General features: G+C 54.1%; 13 protein-coding genes and 1 pseudogene. 10 read left to right on the forward strand and 4 right to left on the reverse strand.

Annotated features, from left to right (window positions below):
- Positions 1 to 122 precede the first annotated feature (122 nt).
- The 4 genes from BUB54_RS13135 to arcC all read left to right on the forward strand — a co-directional run bounded on the left by BUB54_RS13135 (position 123) and on the right by arcC (position 5,686).
- Positions 123 to 2,444, forward strand: a complete 2,322-nt coding sequence (locus tag BUB54_RS13135; protein WP_048880009.1) for an Orn/Lys/Arg family decarboxylase — start codon at positions 123 to 125, stop codon at positions 2,442 to 2,444.
- A gap of 68 nt (positions 2,445 to 2,512) precedes the next feature.
- On the forward strand, positions 2,513 to 3,745 hold the full coding sequence (locus BUB54_RS13140) for an arginine deiminase (protein ID WP_048880008.1): 1,233 nt from the start codon (positions 2,513 to 2,515) through the stop codon (positions 3,743 to 3,745).
- Positions 3,746 to 3,758: 13 nt separating this feature from the next.
- Positions 3,759 to 4,754 (forward strand): ornithine carbamoyltransferase, encoded by a 996-nt coding sequence (gene argF / locus BUB54_RS13145; RefSeq protein ID WP_048880007.1) that lies wholly within the window; start codon positions 3,759 to 3,761, stop codon positions 4,752 to 4,754.
- Positions 4,754 to 5,686 carry a carbamate kinase gene (arcC, locus tag BUB54_RS13150; protein ID WP_048880006.1) on the forward strand — a complete coding sequence of 311 codons (933 nt, stop codon included), beginning with the start codon at positions 4,754 to 4,756 and terminating at the stop codon, positions 5,684 to 5,686. The genes argF and arcC overlap by 1 nt, the downstream gene beginning before the upstream one ends.
- Before the next feature lie 84 nt (positions 5,687 to 5,770).
- On the opposite strand, the gene BUB54_RS13155 is transcribed toward arcC, so the two are convergent.
- Positions 5,771 to 7,267 carry a basic amino acid/polyamine antiporter gene (locus tag BUB54_RS13155; protein WP_048880005.1) on the reverse strand — a complete coding sequence of 499 codons (1,497 nt, stop codon included), beginning with the start codon at positions 7,265 to 7,267 and terminating at the stop codon, positions 5,771 to 5,773.
- A 168-nt stretch (positions 7,268 to 7,435) separates the two neighbouring features.
- A complete protein-coding gene (locus tag BUB54_RS13160; RefSeq protein ID WP_048880004.1) occupies positions 7,436 to 9,796 on the reverse strand; it encodes a membrane-bound PQQ-dependent dehydrogenase, glucose/quinate/shikimate family in 2,361 nt (786 codons plus the stop codon).
- 456 nt (positions 9,797 to 10,252) lie between these two features.
- On the opposite strand from BUB54_RS13160, the gene BUB54_RS21820 reads away from it, so the two are divergent.
- From BUB54_RS21820 to BUB54_RS13170, 3 genes are read left to right on the forward strand one after another with little or no spacing between them, the layout of a single operon-like run.
- A complete protein-coding gene (locus tag BUB54_RS21820; protein WP_264797976.1) occupies positions 10,253 to 10,384 on the forward strand; it encodes a hypothetical protein in 132 nt (43 codons plus the stop codon).
- Between the two features lie 19 nt (positions 10,385 to 10,403).
- Positions 10,404 to 10,577, forward strand: coding sequence for a hypothetical protein (locus BUB54_RS20845; RefSeq protein WP_158320140.1), 174 nt, complete (start codon positions 10,404 to 10,406; stop codon positions 10,575 to 10,577).
- On the forward strand, positions 10,574 to 11,188 hold the full coding sequence (locus tag BUB54_RS13170) for a helix-turn-helix domain-containing protein (RefSeq protein WP_048880001.1): 615 nt from the start codon (positions 10,574 to 10,576) through the stop codon (positions 11,186 to 11,188). Before BUB54_RS20845 ends, BUB54_RS13170 begins: the two co-directional genes overlap by 4 nt.
- 6 nt (positions 11,189 to 11,194) lie before the next feature.
- Here the strand turns inward: BUB54_RS13170 and BUB54_RS13175 are convergent, their stop codons facing one another.
- Positions 11,195 to 12,538, reverse strand: a complete 1,344-nt coding sequence (locus tag BUB54_RS13175; RefSeq protein ID WP_048880000.1) for a sigma-54-dependent transcriptional regulator — start codon at positions 12,536 to 12,538, stop codon at positions 11,195 to 11,197.
- Positions 12,535 to 14,352, reverse strand: coding sequence for a sensor histidine kinase (locus tag BUB54_RS13180; RefSeq protein ID WP_048879999.1), 1,818 nt, complete (start codon positions 14,350 to 14,352; stop codon positions 12,535 to 12,537). Before BUB54_RS13180 ends, BUB54_RS13175 begins: the two co-directional genes overlap by 4 nt.
- Before the next feature lie 571 nt (positions 14,353 to 14,923).
- Here BUB54_RS13180 and BUB54_RS13185 point away from each other — a divergent pair.
- The 3 genes and pseudogenes from BUB54_RS13185 (at position 14,924) to BUB54_RS13195 (ending at position 18,863) form a co-directional block, all read left to right on the forward strand.
- Positions 14,924 to 15,841: a TRAP transporter substrate-binding protein gene (locus BUB54_RS13185; protein WP_158320139.1), complete on the forward strand. Its 918-nt coding sequence runs from the start codon at positions 14,924 to 14,926 to the stop codon at positions 15,839 to 15,841.
- 4 nt (positions 15,842 to 15,845) lie between these two features.
- A complete protein-coding gene (locus BUB54_RS13190) occupies positions 15,846 to 17,741 on the forward strand; it encodes a TRAP transporter large permease (RefSeq protein ID WP_048879997.1) in 1,896 nt (631 codons plus the stop codon).
- Positions 17,742 to 17,936: 195 nt separating this feature from the next.
- A pseudogene (locus tag BUB54_RS13195) lies at positions 17,937 to 18,863 on the forward strand (IS1595 family transposase).
- The last annotated feature ends 345 nt before the right edge of the window (positions 18,864 to 19,208 follow it).

A 19,208-nucleotide genomic window follows, 5' to 3' on the forward strand; every position in this document is an offset into this window, starting at 1 on the left:
TGTCCTCCGGAAGTGGCGTCGCAAGATAAATGCTGTATTTGCTGTCGCCATTGACATTGCTCAATGTAGCCAAAAAACGGCCAGCTATAGTCCCAGCATTTCCATGAGGGGAGACATCCGCCATGCGCTTCGAGGCCATGTTCCACTTTCTATTTGCGATCGACACCGACGCTATGGGGGATATCGAGCAGCAATATCTTGCAGGCATTAGAGCAGGCATCGCCGTACGAGATGTGCGTGTCAGTAACGCGAAGAACCTTGCAGATGCTCTGCTGGCTGTGACAGCCGACGCCTCGATTGGCGGCATCCTAGTGGAATGGGGAGGTGATAAGAAGTTTGGGGACGTTTCCGCATTTATCAAAGCGGTACGCCATCGCGGACTAGAAATGCCGATGTTTCTCCTAGCTCGTCGACATAAGCTACAGGATATCGATGCTGATACGCTGCGTATTATTTCCGGTTATGTTTTTACTGCTGAAGACACCCCCGATTTTATCGCCAAAAATCTTGTCGATCATTTGGCGCGGTATGCAGAAAGTCTAAAAACGCCGTTTTTTGGAGCAATGGTCGACTACGCGGAGCAAGGTAACCAACTTTGGACGTGCCCAGGCCATAATGGCGGGGTCTTCTATCGAAAGAGCCCTATCGGAAATATCTTTGTTCAACACATGGGTGAAGCGGTGTTCCGCAACGACCTCGACAATTCCGTGGTAGAGCTGGGTGATCTGTTGACACACGAAGGTCCTGCGCGACGAGCGGAGGCGGAATCGGCCGAAATTTTTGGTGCCGAGAGAACTTATTTTGTGCTCAACGGAACGTCTACATCTAATAAGGTAGCCCTCTCAGCGATCATCGCCCCTGACGACCTAGTACTTTTCGACCGCAATAATCATAAGGCAGCTGTACATGGTGCATTGCTTTTCGGCGGGGGTATCCCAACCTACCTGGAAACAACGCGCAATGCCCATGGGTTGATTGGGCCTATTGCTCCATCAGCACTAGTCGAGCGCAATATCAGGGATTCTATTCGTGCCAATCCGCTTGTAGTGGATAAGGCAAGAGCTGACCAGGCGCGACCGTTCCGAGCGTTAGTCTTAGAACAATGCACATACGATGGAACTATCTATAATGTGGAGGTACTAATCAAGGCAATTGGACGTCTCTGCGAATATATCTTGTTCGACGAAGCCTGGGCCGGCTTCATGAAATTCCATCCACTTTTTTCGCAGCATTTTGCTATGGGCCTTACTCTAGGACCGGACGATCCAGGCATCATTGCTACTCAATCAACGCACAAACAGCTTGCAGGATTCTCACAGGCTTCGCAGATTCATGTGAAAGATTCGCATGTGCAGGGGAATCGGCGCGTCGAGCCACGTCGTTTCAATGAATTATTCATGCTACACGCTTCGACCTCTCCATTTTATCCGCTGTTCGCTTCACTCGACGTTGGCGCACAAATGATGAAAGGCCGTGCTGGTGAAGTGTTGTGGGATGACACAATCCGTATGGGTATCGAACTTCGAAAAAAGCTACGGCATTTAAAAAAGGACTTGGCTTCAGCCGCGCACGCGCCAGAAGAGGCTTGGTTCTTCGACCCTTTCGTTCCGCACGATGTTGGTGGTATGGCATGGGAGGACCTCCCGACTGACGAGCTTGCTCAAAATCGCGATGCTTGGACACTCGGGGTGAACGGAAGTTGGCATGGCTTCCCAGGTCTCTCGGAAAATTATGCAATGACCGACCCAAATAAGCTCACGCTCTTGACCCCAGGCTTCAATCGAGAAACCGGCAATTATGCGCCACATGGCGTGCCGGCCCCTATTCTCGCCGAATTCCTGAGGGAGCGGCGTATTGTTCCCGAGAAGAACGACTTCAACTCAATTCTGTTCCTCCTCACGCCTGGGCTTGAGGCAAGCAAGGCCGGTACACTGCTTGCCGCATTGGTAGCCTTCAAGGAGCTGCATGACGCCAATGCAAAGCTGGACAATGTAATGCCGGATTTCACTAGGCGCTTTGATAAGCGTTATGCGGGGACTGGCCTTCGTGACCTCTGCGCCGAACTACACGCCTTCTACCGCACCCATCAGGCAAGCCGACTACAACGCGAAATGTTCAAAGCAGAGTATCTGCCCGAGCCAGTTCTACCGCCACGTACAGCCTGGGAGAAGCTGCTACGCAATGAGGTGGACTATATTCCCATCTCCGAGATAGAGGGACGAGTAGCAGCGACGCTCGCTCTGGTCTATCCACCGGGGATCGGCTTGATACTACCTGGTGAACGATATGGCAGCCAAACTAGCCCTTTACTAAATTATCTCCGTCTAGTGGAAGAGGCGAGCAACCGCTTTCCAGGCTTCGAGAATGAGATCCAGGGGATATATCGGGAGACGGATACAGGAGGTCGCATCGTTCTGCACACCTATGTGGTGAGGGATAGTTGATCCTGCTCAATGCAGAGCCGAAAATCTCCGCCTAGCATGCGCACCAAACAACCAACGGAGCGCCATTCATGACTTCCCCCTTTCCTGATCCTGGTGTCTATTCGGAAATTGGCAAACTGCGAGAGGTTCTTGTTCATCGACCCGAGCTCAGTCTGAGCCGCCTGACCCCGGGAAACTGCCATGAACTGCTCTTTGACGATGTAATCTGGGTGAAGAAGGCACGCCAAGAACATGACGCCTTCCTTGATGCAATGCGCGAACGCGGCATCGTTATCATCGAGTTTGGCGAGGCACTAGCGGAAACCTTAGCTGATCCAGCGGCCAGGAGATGGCTGCTGGACAAGCGCCTTGGAACGGCAGAAAGCGCTACGGGCGTCGATGTCGAACTGCGCGCCTGGCTTGAGGAAATGCCTCCCATCGAGCTTGCTAAATATATGATCGGGGGTATCGCGCGGGCGGAACTGCCCTTTACACCACACGGACTCTTCTCATTGACCCGTGCCCAGCACGAGTTCATATTGCCTCCCCTCCCCAACCAGCTTTTCACCCGTGATACCTCTTGCTGGGTAGGTAACGGTGTTTTCATTAACCCCATGCACTGGCCCGCGCGGCAGCTGGAAGCGGCGAATGCGGCAGCAATCTACACATTCCACCCGCGGTTCAAAGCAGCGAAATTTCACAAATACTTTAATGCCGCCGAAGAACACGCAGGATCCCTCAGCCTTGAGGGCGGGGACGTGATGCCGCTCGGGAATGGGACCGTGCTCATCGGTATGGGAGAACGCTCAACGCCTCAGGCCGTTTCACAATACGCGCGCCGTCTCTTTGCAAAGGGCGAAGCAACACGCGTGATTGCGGGCTTGATGCCAAGTGACCGGTCTTACATGCATCTTGACACAGTGTTTTCCTTCTGTGACCGCGATTTGGTAACAGTCTATCCAGATATAGTGCACCGGCTGCGTGCCTTCTCGCTTTATCCCGATACAGGAAAACGACACTTAAGGATCGTCGAGGAGTCAAAAAGCTTCCTGGATACCGTCGCCGAAGCTGTTGGGGGTCACTTACGGATCATAGAAACCGGGGGAGACACGTATGAAGCCGAGCGTGAGCAATGGGACGACGGCAACAATGTCTTCGCGCTAGAACCGGGCGTTGTCATTGCCTATGACCGGAATGTTTATACAAACACCCTGCTGCGAAAGGCAGGCATCGAAGTTATCACAATCGAGGGCGCTGAGCTCGGTCGTGGGCGCGGCGGTGCGCATTGCATGACCTGCCCCATTCGCCGTGACCCGATTTAAAGGAGAATTAGCCATGTCACATCTTCGCGGCCGCAGCGTTTTGTCGCTTGAAAATTTCTCGCAGAGTGAAATCCTCGATCTTCTAAAACTTGGGGCCGAACTGAAAGCAGCCAAGCGTGGAGGTTTCGAAGTGGCACGCCTTACTGGCAAAACCATAGCCCTTATTTTCGAAAAAGATTCCACCCGTACACGCAGCGGCTTTGAAGTGGCTGCCTACGACCAAGGGGCGCATGTAACTTATATGGGTCCCAGCGGCAGCCATATTGGCCATAAAGAAAGCGTAAAAGATACCGCCCGCGTGCTTGGCCGTATGTTTGACGCAATTGAGTTTCGGGGCTTCGCGCAGGAGGATGCAGAAACCTTAGCGCAATATTCAGGCGTGCCGGTTTATAATGGTCTCACGGATGACGCTCACCCCACGCAGGTTCTGGCTGATTTCATGACAATGCCGGAATTTTGCAACAAACCCCTACCTGACATCAGCTTCGCATTTATGGGCGATGGCGGCAACAACATGGCGTTATCTCTTGCTATGGGGGCGGCCAAGCTTGGAATGAAGATGTGCGTGGGCGCGCCGGAAGTGCTCTGGCCAGCACAGGAGGTCATCAACCGCATCAAAACTGTCGCAGCAGAAAGCGGGGGGCAAATAAGTTTTGAGAGTGATCCTCAAAGGGCCGTTAAGGGTGCGGACTTCCTTTATACTGATGTCTGGCTTTCGATGGGTGAGGACGAACAGCTGTGGGGTGAAAGAATCAAGCAACTTATGCCTTATCAGATCAATACGGCTCTCATGGCGGCAACGGGTAATCCTGCCGCGAAGTTTATGCACTGTCTGCCCGCATTTCATAACACGGAAACGAGTGTAGGCCGCGACATCGAAAAGCGCTTTGGTATCTCCGCAATGGAGGTCAGTGAGGAAGTGTTTGAATCCGAGCGGTCTATCGTGTTTGATCAGGCTGAAAATCGAATGCATTCGATAAAGGCGATCTTGGTCGCGACCCTCGGCTGATGCATATTGTCGCGGCCCTTGGGGGCAATGCGCTGTTGCGTCGGGGCGAAGCGCCGACGCCCGACGCACAAGAGGCGAATATCAAGCAAGCTGCTGCCGCGCTGGCACAGCTGATTACTGCTGGTCATCGTCTCACGCTCACGCACGGCAACGGCCCACAGGTGGGGTTGCTGGCATTGCAGGCAGAAGCTGGACCGAAAGGCGCGGCCCAGCCCCTAGACAGCCTGGATGCCGAAAGCGAAGGCTGGATTGGCTATCTGCTGGAGCAAGAGTTGGCGAATGCCTTACCGCCCGATACCGCAATCGCCACGCTACTCACGCGCATTGAGGTTGATGCGAATGATCCAGCCTTTACGTCACCGAGTAAGCCAATTGGCCCAATTTACGACGAAGCAACGGCACAGGAGCTAGCGGCAACACGCGGTTGGAGCATCGCGCAAGATGGTAAAGCTTGGCGCCGCGTTGTTCCCTCTCCTGCTCCCGTTTCAATACTCAACGCGGCCAGCATCGAACGGCTTACGCAAGCGGGTACGTTAGTGATTTGTGCCGGTGGCGGCGGTATTCCCGTTGTTCGGGACAAGGCAGGCAAGTGGCACGGCAAGGAAGCAGTAATCGACAAAGACGCAGCGAGTGCGCTTCTCGCCGAACAGATCGGCGCGGACTTCTTTCTCATGCTGACGGATGTAGATGCGATCTATCTGGATTATGGTTCTAGCCAGCAAAGGGCATTGAGCAAGGCAACACCGAAAATGTTGCTAAGCTATGACTTCGCTACAGGCAGCATGGGGCCAAAAGTAGAAGCGGCATGCCGGTTTGTGCAGCACACCAATTGCTCGGCGGCGATCGGGCGGATGGAGGATGCCAGGGCGATCATTGACAGAAAGGCCGGAACGCGCATCCAGATGGAACTGTTAGCCAACAAGCCGAGCTGATCGACCCATCTACAATTCCAAAATAAACAAAGGCCCGGCCGGATATTACTCCGGCCGGGCAATTATTTTTTATGTTGCGTGATGTTAACCGATGCTTACCGTGCCATTTCCGATGAGGATAGCCGAAATCACGGCTGCAGCCACCAAAATAAACGCCGCAACAGCCTCTCTGCTATTGAAGGCGGCCGCAGCGCGCCCTTGCTCCTTTTGGGCATACCAATAAAACGGAATGCCGATCGCATAAACAATTGTCGACAAAAGAACAAATTGAAGCCCCGCGGCATAAAGCAGCCACACCGCGTACACAGAACCAAGCATCCCGCTTAAAAGTGCGGCAGTCTTACTCTCAGTGCCATGTGCCGTAACGAAGGTCGGATTTCCCGCATAGCGAAACAGAAACGCCGTGCTTGCGAAATAGGCCGGAAGAATCATCACCCCCGTGATCGCAACCATCCAGAGCCAAGCATTATTGGCAAAGACAACCACGAACATGGATACCTGCATAACGATCGTAGAGAGAAGCAGGGATGGAGCCGGCGAATGACTGCTGTTTTCACGCGCCAGAAATTTGGGAAATACGCCGTCCTTTGCGCCCTCAAAAGGAAGCTCAGCTACAAGAATAGTCCAGGCCAGCCAGCAGCTCAGAAGTGAGACGAGCACGGAGAGGATCATGAAAATGGCGCCCCAGTGCCCAACGATATGCTGTAACACGTAAGCGGCAGATGGACCATTCAGTGCCGCAAGTTCTTTCTGAGACATAACCCCAAACGGCAGAACCGATACCAGAACATAAAGCAGCAGACAGATAAGCAACCCAAGAAATGTCGCGCGCCCAACATCCTCGGTCTTGCGTGCGCGCCCAGAGACAACCACAGCGCCTTCTATCCCGATGAAAACCCAGAGTGTGACCATCATCGTGCTTTTCACTTGGGTTAGAATATTGCCTAAATGACCCACCCTGCCCCAGATATCTGTCGTGAAGCTGGCGCTGTTCAGAAAAACCGCGAGAATAACAATCAAGGCGATAATGGGTACAATCTTAGTGGCGGTCGCCACGGCATTTAAGAATGCCGCCTGCTTCACGCCAGCGAGCACGACAAAATACATTCCCCAAATTAAAATAGAACCTCCAAGGATGGCTTCCCAGGATTTACCACTGATCAGGCTGGGGAAGAAAAATCCTAGCGTCTGCATCACCAATACAGCGAAGCCGACATTACCGAACGCAGAACTAAGCCAATAGCCCCAGGCCGAGTTAAAGCCAGCGTAACGGCCAAACCCTTCGCGCGCATAAGTGTAGATACCGGCGGTTAAGTCCGGCCGCTTGTCGGCCAGAGTCCGGAATGTGTTGGCCAGGAAGTACATGCCAACACCTGTAATGATCCAGGCGATGACAATTGCACCCAGCCCAGCGCCTGCGGCCATATTCTGCGGCAGGTTGAACACACCACCGCCGATCATTGACCCCACAACCATTCCGAGGAGGCTGAAAAGACCTACGGCGCGCGTACCTGGCTGAGCCGTCTCCGTTCTGGCAGGTGGTGGCCCCGATCGGCCACCCGGCTGGACTACGTCGTTCATTGATTCCCTCCTTGATGTGGCTCGACGAGTCACACGGGTGGCATTTTATCCGCCAAAGAGGAACTCAAGGCCGTCACGCGCCGCTCGTCTAGTTGACAAACGTTATAACGTTCCCGTGAACTTCACCTTGATCCGCATCAAAAACAGGCCCCAAGAAAAAGGTCCTCCTCAGGGCAACGCATAGGCACGGATATAGTCCCCGAGCTTGGTTCCGAAAGAGCCATGACCGCCATCTGCCGTGACAATATACTGCTTGCCGTTTACCAAGTACGTCATGGGCGTGGACTGCCCCCCTGCAGGAAGGCGATCCTGCCAAAGCAACTTGCCGGTCTTCAGATCAAAGGCACGGATATAATAATCCATCGTTGAAGTCAGGAAAACGACGCCACCAGCGGTCGCGAGAGGTCCGCCGAGCATGGGCGTACCGAGGTCGAGAGGGAGCGGCAACATTGTCTCGTCCCGTGTAGTGCCAACGCGATGCTCCCAGACGATCTTATTGGTTCGAAGGTTAATGGCAGCGATATTGCCCCAGGGAGGCGCGAGACAAGGAATGCCTATGGGCGATATGAATGGATTCAACTTCACGCCAAAGGGCGTGCCAAACATGGGCTGTACCCCCATCTCGGTGCCCGCAGGTAAGTTATTCGCGGGTTCAGCGGGGTTCTTAGGGCCACGAGGGATAAGGCGGGAAACAAAGGGAACGCTCATGGGATTAGCAATGGCGATCTGATTTTTCTGGTCAATGGCGAGGCCGCCCCATTCAAACATGCCAAGATTGCCAGGAAAAACAAGCGTTCCTTTAAGAGAAGGTGGCGTAAAGGGTCCCTGATAGTTTAAGGAATGAAATTTGATCCGGCAGACAAGCTGGTCGAAAGTTGTGGCTCCCCACATATCGGCGCCAGTCAGCTTCTGGCGCGGTCGAAAGGAGAGTTGAGAAAAAGGCTGTGTTGGCGCGACATGGTCGCCCGGAGCTGCAGATTGCGGCACGGGCATTTCAGGTGCGGGAACGATGAGATGGCCATTGCGCCGGTCGAGCACAAAGATATCGCCCGTCTTCGCGGGAACATAGATCGCCGGGACCATCCCATTTGCCGTTTGAACATTGGCAAGGCTTGGCTGAGCTGGCATGTCCATGTCCCAAAGGTCATGATGCACGTTCTGGAAAGACCAGATGAGTTTTCCGGTTTTGATATTCAGAGCGACCAGAGCGGAATCATAACGCTCCTCATCGGCGCTACGGTTGCCACCCCAAATGTCATTGGCGCCTTCACCCAGCGGCACATAGACCATCCCAAGCTTTTCATCGATGGCTGAAGGTGCCCATGAATTAGGAGACCCGGCGGTCAACTGATGCGTGGCTGAGGGCATCTCATTTGGATCATGATTCCCCGCATCAAAGACCCATAATAATTTGCCGGAATAAACGTCATAGCCGCGAATAGCGCCAGATGGCACCTTGTTCGACCAGTTGTCGATCACGGATCCGCCGACAACGATTACTTGAGATCCGACCGCTGGTGGAGACGTGACTTCATAGAAACCGGCCACCTGATAGGGGCTGCCATATTTGAGATCGATATGACCATGGTCGCCAAAACTCTCGCAAAGCAACCCATTATCGGCGTTAATCGCATAAAGTAGCCCCGTATTGGTGGGTAAGAAGATACGGCGGGGGCAGTTTGTCGGCGCCGGTTGACCCTCAACCGTTGTCGCACCCGCTTCTGTCTCATGGTACGAAACGCCTCGGCACGTCAGATGCTGAAAGGTTGGGTTTGCCTTGATATGCGGATTAAACTTCCATTTGAGTTTCCCAGTCGCGGCATTGAGCGCAAATAAAATCTGATGTGGCGAACATGCATAAAGCGTATCACCAATCTTGATTGGCGTATCCTCGTCCGTTGTTTCGATAGGATCGTTCGGCCCCCTCATGTCGCCGGTGCGGAATTGCCAGACAAGTTTAAGTTTGCTGACATTGGCGGGGGTAATCTGTTTCAGGCTGGAGAAGCGATCGCCCCAATTCGTACCACCATAAGCTGTCCAATCCGCTGCGGCCACGTTGCCTGTTGGCTGGCTTGTATCCGAGGCAACACCAACAATGGCATGAGGATCTCGCGCGAGTGAAATAACCAAGGTCAAACAGGCAAGAAAAACCCCAGCACCCAGCGCCATCTTGCCACCACGAACAGGGGGAATAAACCGGTTGGCGACGAAGGGCAGCAAGAGCCAGACGCCAAGAGGCGCAATAACATCGCCGCGTGGCGCAAGCGCCCAGAAATCAAAACCAGCTTCCCAAATAGCCCAGATGAGAGTGCCAAGCAAAACAAAGGCATAAAGCCAGAACGCCGCGGCATGCCGCCGCCAGACAAGCCAAGCCAGAACCAGAAAAGCAGCGCCAGTTATAACGTAATAGATCGACCCGCCAATCACTGCGAGCCATAAGCCACCCAGCCCCAGATAAAGGCCGACGACGCCAAACACCAGACTGGTAAGACCCAATATTACTGGCGGCCGTGACGCTGCTAAGACCATTTTTGTTGTTCTCCCAGTTTTTTTACCGGCGTTTCGCAGAAAAGCTTCCCTCTTCGAAGAAAATTTAAGCGTCAACCCCATAATGAATCAAGGACTTTGTTAAAAAACCGGTATTTATACTTTGTCCACCCCTTGCATCTTCAATGACTTTAGGAACTAAATGATTGTTGTAATCTAATTCCATATGCCCCGATGTAAGGTTGAAAATACTGTAGAGGCTCCGTATTAACTGGCGCTTCTACAGTTGTTACGAAATCAGTCCGCGATGCGTAAAACTGGTTCCAAAACGCTTCCCTTTTCTGAGGCTTCAACTGCCTCATTGATCTCACTCAGCTTATAGAATTTTGCAAACTTATCGAACGAGAAACGGCCCCGCGTCCACAAGTCAATAAGCTGCGGGATGAAAATGTCAGGTAAGCCGCCCCGGGACGCTCCGAAAGACGGTGAGGAGGGGAAATGAACCAAGACGCGGCGGAACGGAGCGCGAATGGCGCCGATCTATTGGCAACGATGCTGCTGTTTGAATTATGGCGTGAGGCGTTAGACCGGAATTATGCAGTTCGGCTACGAACCTACGCGAGGCGCTGAATTCGTCTCGGCGGTCAGCATGAGCCAGGTCGGCGGGCTGAAGGTCACAAATGTTTCAATGAGCCCGCAAACGCTGCGCACACAAGGGCGGCTACGCGCTGAAGAAGACGTACTGATGGTCAAGATGAACGATGAGGGGCGGCAGAATTCGAGCGCGACGGCGAGCAGTGCAGCTTGGGTGCAGGCGGCTTGATTGTTGTTGACCCGGCACGGCCGTTTCAGGAGCACGCACCCGTCCATGCATGGCTACTGGTGGTTAACGCCCCTAAATCGGCGCTGCGCCAAAGTGGCTATAAATATCAGCTCACACGCTGGGTGGCGCCTGATGCCAGTTCACCGGACATAAGATTGGTAACAGATATGATCCGCCTTATCGCGTCCCATAGCCCGGAATTGAACCTGGAGATGCGGCCCCGTCTAGGCTGCCAACTACTAGATTTAATGGATGTGGTTCTGCGCGAGGATGCTGAGCCACAGGCCGAAACGGTCCGCCTGCGTGTAAAGCACTATATTATGCAAAATTTGCCCGACACCACGCTCGATGCCGCCGGAATTGCCTCGGCGGTGAATCTGTCAATGGCCCATTTGCACCGACTTTTCGCCGACGAGGATATGTCTGTGATACGCTTTGTCTGGAACCGGCAGTTGGATACGGCGCGTGAAATGCTTACCGCCCCGCGCTACCGAAATTTACGGATTGAGGCCATAGCTTGGCGCTGCGGCTTCATAAGCCCATTTCATTTCAGCCGCATGTTCAAAAGGCGCTTTGATCTCACGCCGCGCCAGATACGCGCAACTGATTAACCGCCCCTACTCCTCAAAGCTTGATCTGTTGATGTCGTAGCGCTGCAGCTTGTCGTAAAATGTCTTCCGTGGAATCCCAAGCTCCGCCAGGGTCGAACGGACATCCCCCTTATGCGCCGCCAGCGTTTCACGGATCAGGCGCTCCTCATAAGCATCAACGCGCTTGGGGAGGGATTCGGCTGCTGTCGAGGTCATACCACCCGCAGTAATCTCCTGCGCCAAGCCTAACACGAAGCGCTCTGCAAAATGCCCTAGTTCACGAACATTGCCTGGCCAGTCATGACGTTCCAGATACCCGCGGACTGAATCCAACATCTCTGGCGCCGGACGCTGGAAGCGCTTTACCGCGCGTTCGAGCATATGTGCGAAGAGCAGTGGAATGTCCTCGCGCCTCTCCCGAAGAGGAGGTATCCTGACCGTTACTACATTGAGGCGATGATAAAGGTCCTCGCGAAACTCGGCACGGCGTTCCGGCGCTCCGAGATCGCCTTTGGCGGCCGCGACAACGCGTAAATCCACCGCCCGCGTCGTATTCGTACCAACCGGCATCACCTCTCGCCCCTCCAGAACGCGCAGAAGCCTCACCTGCGTGTTAAGCGGCATGCTCTCAACTTCATCGAGGAACAAAATCCCTCCGCTTGAATGTTCGATCAACCCGACACGCTTCTTCTGCGCGCCTGTAAAGGCACCCGCCTCATGGCCGAATAATTCACTATCGATGACGCTTTCCGGTAGAGCGCCACAATTCAACGCAACAAACGCGCCTTTGCGCCGCTGGCTTAGCCTGTGCAGTTCACGGGCAACGACTTCCTTGCCTGTTCCGGTTTCACCAATGAGCAGAATATCAACTTCCGCATCCGCAACCGCCCGCAAAGTATCACGCAAACGGCGCATGATCGGTGTATTGCCAATGATAGGAGAATGTTCCGCGGCCAGCTGCGCCTCTGCGAACAGGGCTCGGTTCTCCATTACCAACGAGCGTTTTTCAACCGCCCGCTTTACGCTGCGAATCAACTGCTCAGCAGCAAAGGGCTTTGACAAGAAATCATAGACCCCTTCCCTCATCGCCTCAACGGCAGTTTCAATATCGCCATGTCCGGTAACAAGAATTACCGGCAAATCGGCGTCTAGTGCCTTCAAGCGGCGAAAGAGCTGCATACCATCCATACGTGGCATACGCAGATCCGTTACCACAATGCCCGCAAAGTTGGCATCTAACCTCTCCAGCGCCTCAGTTGCCGAGGCGAAGGGCAAAGGCTTGAAACCAGCTAGTTGCAATGTCTGTGCGTTAGCTGATCTGACTTGCGCGTCGTCATCTACAAAAGCGACGCAAGGCAAAAAATCTGTCATGATGATGCTCTCCGCAGAGACAACGTGAAACGGGTACCTTCAGACGGTGAGCTCGTTACATCGAGCCGCCCTCCAAACTCATCAACAATATTTTTAGAAATGACCAAGCCAAGCCCAACGCCCCGTGGCTTGGTGGTCACAAAGGGCGTAAACAATGCGGCCATCACCTCAGACGAAATACCTGGACCGTTATCAGTAACGGTGACCTGGACCTCTTCTGTCTGAGGCAAAATGCCTATATGCAGCATCGGACGCGGACGACCTTCTGTCGCTTCCAGTGCGTTCTGTAACAGATTAACGAGCACCTGAGAGAGCCTGACGCGGTTGGCGATGACGTAAAGTTCGGCGTCAGCTTCGTCGGCTCTTAAATCCACCGCTTGCTGTCTTGCTCTAATGCCAACGACGAGCAGCGCGCTGTCGATAGCATCCTGTACGCGTGTCGGACCGATCGCCCCCGTTGCTTTGCGTGAAAACTCGCGCAACTGCCCGGTGATCGAGCCGATCATCTCGGTCAATTTGGCGATCATCACAAGATTAGCCTGCGCTGCCCCGGTATCCTCCCTGCTGAGAAACACCATGGCATTATCCGTATAAGTTCGAATCGCGGCAACCGGTTGATTAACCTCGTGGGCCAAACCGGCAGTCACCTGCCCCAACATGGCCAGCCGATTAACCTGTGTTAGTTCGTCGCGCGCTGTCTGCAAATCCAATTCGATTTTTTGCCGTTCCTCGATTTCCGCCACGAGACGAGTATTGCTCAGCTGTAGGTCCTCTGTGCGAAGCGCCACTCGCCGTTCCAGTTCAACGCGTGCTGCAGCCTCCTCCTGCACGCGGCGTTTGGATCTCCATCTCCAGTACAGCATGATCGCCAAGAGCAGCAGAATGGGTGCGACGATCCCTAACCCCGTCAGCTGACTTGTATAAGCTCCCGCAGCCAATACGGCCTGCGCCGGCAACAGCACATGCAACTGCCACGGAGTAGATCCGACCGCCTGCTGACTGGTCAAATAGAGCGCGCGGCCATACTTGACAAAATCCCCGCCGAGCGCGGTTGCCGCCGGACGAAATGGCAGCATCGTCAGGGCTGCATCACCAAACTGCTCGCTCGCGCGAATCGCGGCGATCTGCCGTGACGGTAGAGGCGACTGGGTCAGAAACCGCCAAGCAGGCTCAGAGCTTAACAAAACGATGCCGCGCGGATCGGTGACATACACATCAGCCCCGGATTGGCGCCAGACCCGCTCCACCTCCTTGAACTCAACCTTCACGACGATTACGCCCAATAGCACACCATGATCTTCTATCCGGCGCGAGATATATAAGCCAGACTGCAGGCTTACATTGCCTAGCGCGAAGTACTCGGCTCCGCCATTTTTTACAGCCATTTCGAAATAGGGACGAAACGCATAATTATTACCGACAAAGCTGGTCGGGCTTTGCCAGTTGCTAGAGGCGATCGCTGTGGCGTTGCGGTTGAGTAAATAAATGACATCAGATCCTGTGCCGCCTTTCAGGATCGCTAGCTTGTGGTTCATCGCAGCGATACTGGGAGCGTCAGGGTGGCGAAGAGTTGCGAGAATATCCGGGTCCTGTGCCAGAATGAAAGGAAGCGATCTCTGCTTGCCAAGCTCACTGCGCAACACCGCCACATCGAGAGCTGCATTGCTGTTGGCCTGGATACGTAGCGCGGACGCTGCTTCCTGCCGCCCCCAACTCCCACCGAACCAAAGCACGAGAATGACCGCGACTGCGGCCAAAACGCCACCACACACCCATTCAAAGCGCGCGCTTAATGGCGTTTTTTGATCAAACACAGCCGTTCCTCCTCGGTAAAATTAGAGCGAAAATCCGCACAGCGTCAAATCTGTAAAGGCGGAAATTCGCTCAGGAAGTACATTCCCGCACGATTTTCTACTAATAATTTTAACAATTACAGACAGTTGTGATGCGCGTCAGTTCTGGCACGCATGTTGCTTGAATTCCTTCGTCGCTGCAAACGCAACCAAGACGAAACAAGGTCGGGAATGTTCAGCCATTTCTGATCAACACAGGAGGACGAGACCATTACATACCTTTGGACGGCCACCAATGCTGCATTCGCAAGTAAATCGGAGAAGTCCATAACGGCTTCACGCAGCCTTTCTGTTCAGTAGGCATCGCGAATCAGCTGCCCGTCCAAATCAAATCGTCCTGCAACACAAAACCATATACCGCGGACAGGGAAAATCATCTCTGCCGTAAACGGCAGCCATCAGAATTCTATTAAGAGAGAAGAGGAAACAACATCGAATGACGACCATCACACGCAAGAACTTTCTTCTTACCGGCGTTGCCACGCTTGGTACTGCCGTACTCGCCCGCCCGGCACTCGCCAGCGGCCGTTATGTGATTCGCTTCGGCATTGACCTCGCGAGTAATCACCCTTCCACGGTCCATGCCCGCGCGGCTGCAGCTGAGATCAAAGCAGCGACCGACGGCAAGGTTATCGTTAAAGTGTTCCCAAATAGCGAGTTGGGCGACGATACCCATATGCTCTCCGAAGTACGCACCGGCGCCATGCAAATGATGGCGATCGGTGACAATATTCTGAGTACGCTAGTACCATCGGTTGCCATCGACAATCTCGGCTTTGCCTTCAAGGACAGCCAAGCCGCCTGGACCGCGCTAGATGGAAAAGTCGGCAATCTCGTGCGCACTGATATTGAAGCCGTTGGCCTGCACCCAATGTCGCGCATCTGGGATGAGGGATTTCGTCAAATGACCTCGAAAAGCAAGCGCATCAACAGCCCCGCTGATCTAGCTGGGTTCAAAATTCGCGTCCCGCCCAGCCCAATTTCTCTGTCTTTGTTTAAGCATCTTGGCGCGGCGCCAACAGTGATCAATCTGGCCGAGCTTTACACCTCCCTTCAGACCGGCGTGGTTGATGGCCAGGAAAACCCCCTTTCCCTTATCCAGACGCAGAAATTCTACGAAGTTCAAAAATATTGCGCGTTGACCAACCATATGTGGGTTGGTTACTGGCCGATCGTCAATGGCGATTTTTGGAAACGTATGCCTGCCAATTACCAGAAAATCGTCAGCAATGCCTTTGATAAACAGGCGCTACTCCAGCGCAGCGCCAATCTGGCCCAGAACAATTCTCTGCAGACCAAGCTCACCAACGAAGGAATGGTTTTCAACGCACCCGACTTGAAGCTATTCCGCGACAAGCTGGTGGCTTCGGGCTTCTATTCTGAATGGAAGGCCAAGTTTAGCCCAACGCTTTGGAATGCGCTTGAATCTTATGTTGGCACATTGGCGTAAGACTATGGTGGTCACGAATTCGACGGCTAATCGGCAGGCTCTTGGAGCCTGCTTACCCCGCTTGCGTGATGGCGCCATGGCGGCGTTACGGATACTTGACCAAGCGACCGGCTTAATTGCCGAGCTGTTCGCCGCCGCGCTGGTTGTCATCGAAGTCGTTATCCTGCTCACCGGTGTGATATACCGCTACGTCTTGGACAGCCCACTTGTCTGGACCGACGAACTCGCGGAAATGCTGTTCCTTTGGCTTATCAGCCTGGGGGCCGTAATCGCGCTGCGCCGCTCAGAGCATATGGCGATGAATTTTCTTACGGAGCGACTTAGGCCACGCTTTCGTAACATCCTAGAACGCTTCGCGGCACTTTGTGCACTGATATTCATTGGCATCATCCTTGTGCCCGGTATCACTTATATGCAGCAACAACAGGCCATTACCACGCCTGCCATGCATATTCCAGGTTCCTGGCAGATTGCAGGGGAGCTCCTTGCCTTCGCCTTGATGCTCGTTAGTGCCATACACAAATTCTTCTCGGACGCAGAGCCTCTCGATCTAATCATCGTGTTTATTGCAGCCGGGTTACTCTGCTGCGGCTTCTGGCAACTCGAGCCATGGTTCCAGAACATCGATAATGGCAGTCTCGTGGTATTCTTCGTTGGCATGGTTTCGGTTTGCATCTTCTGCGGCGTGCCAATCGTCTTTTCATTCGGCCTCGCCACGGCCGCATATATTTTCTATACGTCCAGCATTCCACTCAATGTTATCATCAGTCAGATGAACCAAGGCATGTCGGCGATCGAGCTTTTAGCCGTACCGATGTTTGTCGTGCTCGGCCTCCTGCTGGAAATGACTGGCCTTGCTCGGGCGCTAATTAATCTGCTGAATGCGCTCGTCGGCCATCGCCGTGGCGGATTGTCCTATTCGCTGATTGGAGCGATGTACCTCATCGCTGGCATATCCGGCTCCAAGGCCGCAGATCAAGCCGCCATCGCTCCCGTGCTAGTGCCTGAGATGAAGCGCCGGGGCGCCCATCCTGGCGATCTTGTTGCCCTGCTCGCTGCCTCAGCAGCCATGTCAGAAACCATTCCGCCCAGCTTAGTATTGATCATTGTCGGCGCGGTTACAGGTGTGTCAACCGCTGCTTTGTTCTCGGGCGGTTTACTCCCCGCCAGCGTCGCTGCAGTGTGTCTTATCCTGCTAGTGGCTTTCAAAACCCGCAAGGATGTCCGTAGCGGCGATAAAGTGGGATGGCGCAAAACCGGCCGCCTCTTCGTCGTGGCGCTGCCAGCACTCATACTTCCTGTCATTATACGCTATGCGGTGTTGGAAGGTATTACCACCGCCACTGAGGTTGCCACAGTCGGTGTCGGCTATACGGTGTTCGTCGGACTTTTTATTTATCGGCAGTTCAACTGGCGGCAACTTTATCCCATTCTCACGGAAACCGCCGCCCTATCAGGCTCTATCCTGATGATCATCGGCACCGCTTCCACAATGGCCTGGGCCCTTACCCAGGCGGGTTTCGCGGATACTCTCACCAACTTCATGACTAGCCTGCCTGGCGGTAAATTCAGCTTCCTCGCGATCTCCATTCTGCTGTTCCTGGTTTTGGGATCAGTGTTGGAAGGCTTGCCCGCAATGGTTCTGTTTGGCCCACTGCTCTTTCCCATTGCGCAGCAGCTAGATATCAATGTCGTGCAATATGCCATTGTTGCCATCCTGGCGATGGGCATCGGGCTGTTCTCGCCGCCTTTTGGTGTCGGCTTCTACCAGAGCTGCCTCATCACCCGCGCCCGTTCCGACGAGGCGCTGTTGAAAATCTGGCCTTATATGGGGGTTCTCGTCATCGCCCTGATTCTCGTTGCGATGATACCCTGGCTTTCAACCGGGCTGCTGGGCTAATCCGACCCGGCAATAAGCAAGAGCTTTTTAAAAGCGCCAAGAGTTCCAAGCCGCAAAGCTCTTGCTTTCATTATATTTTCAGCCCGCAAGGTGGTGCAAATGAACGCGGAAACTATAAAGTTTATGTAGATGATAAATAGAAGTAGTTAGAGATGTATGGGCCGTTCAGCAATGACTCCTCGTGCGTTCAATGAGATGTTTCCAGACGAAGACGCTGCACGTGCTTGGTTTGAGAAGTCGCGCTGGCCGCATGGACCGGAATGCCCGAAGTGCGGCGCGGTCGATCATTCGTCTTGGTTGAAAACGCCACGTCGCTGGAATTGCATCGCCTGTCATCATCAGTTTTCGGTGACGGCGGGAACGCCGATGCATCGGACGCATTTGCCGCTGCTCACATGGGCGCATGCCATCTACCTAATCGTATCATCGTCGAAGGGCATTTCCGCAGTGAAGTTGTGCGAAATGCTTGGCATTTCGTATCCGTCGGCATGGCATCTCGAGCATCGCGTGCGAGCCATGATGGCGGAGGCAAACCCGATCCTGTCCGGCGCGGTTGAAATCGACGAGATGTATGCCAGTGCGCCTCCCCGCAAGCGGGTGAAATCATCGCGGGATCAGGATGATGACGATGCGCGTCCTGCAAATCGCAAGGGACGCGGCACACTGCGACCACTTGTTCTGGTGGCTGCGAAGCGCAGTGGCGACGTGGTTGCGAAGGTGATCCCCACGCACGGCAAAGGGGCCGTCGCTACGGCTTTGGTTGGTGCCATTGATGATACCGCCACGGTGATGACGGATGCCGTTCTGGCCTAAAAAGATATCGGCAAGACGCAGTCGCATCTGGCCGTAAACCATTCGGCACGCGAATACGCTCGCACCGACCAGGCAACAGGCCATCGTGTCCACGTCAACCGGGTTGAGTCATTCAATGGGTTCATACGTCGAGCGGTGACTGGTGTGTTTCACTTGATTTCAGTGAACCATCTCGGGCGCTATACCGGAGAGGCGACATTCCGCTGGAACCGGAAGGCCGGTTCCTGTCTCGACCTGATGGCTCGGATGATCCGCAACGGCAAAGGCAGGCTGCTCCCATATTCATTCCTGACCGGGAAAGCGGCTTGATGGGGCGGATGCAGCACGAAACATCGGGCAACGCCGTGCGCTGTCTATCGGTTCCGTGTTCCAATCGAAGGCGTCAATCCTCGCCGAGTTGGTGCGCCAATTCCGCAAGCGAAGGGTGCGTAGCACCCGATTTGGTGGGGAGGGTTCCACCGCCGATCCGAGATCGACTAACCCCTACTTCAGTGAGACAAATCCGATCACGGCCCGGATGTCAGGTCAGACAATAGCACCAAATCTGGTGCCTACTACGTTAACCTAATAGTTCCCAATGACCGGCATACCTTGCTAAGTGGCCTACTTCTCTCCGGCGCGTATTTATCCGCGGCTTCCCTAAGGCGGATGAAT

The organism is Acidocella aminolytica 101 = DSM 11237, assembly GCF_900129125.1.
GTDB classification, from domain to species: domain Bacteria; phylum Pseudomonadota; class Alphaproteobacteria; order Acetobacterales; family Acetobacteraceae; genus Acidocella; species Acidocella aminolytica.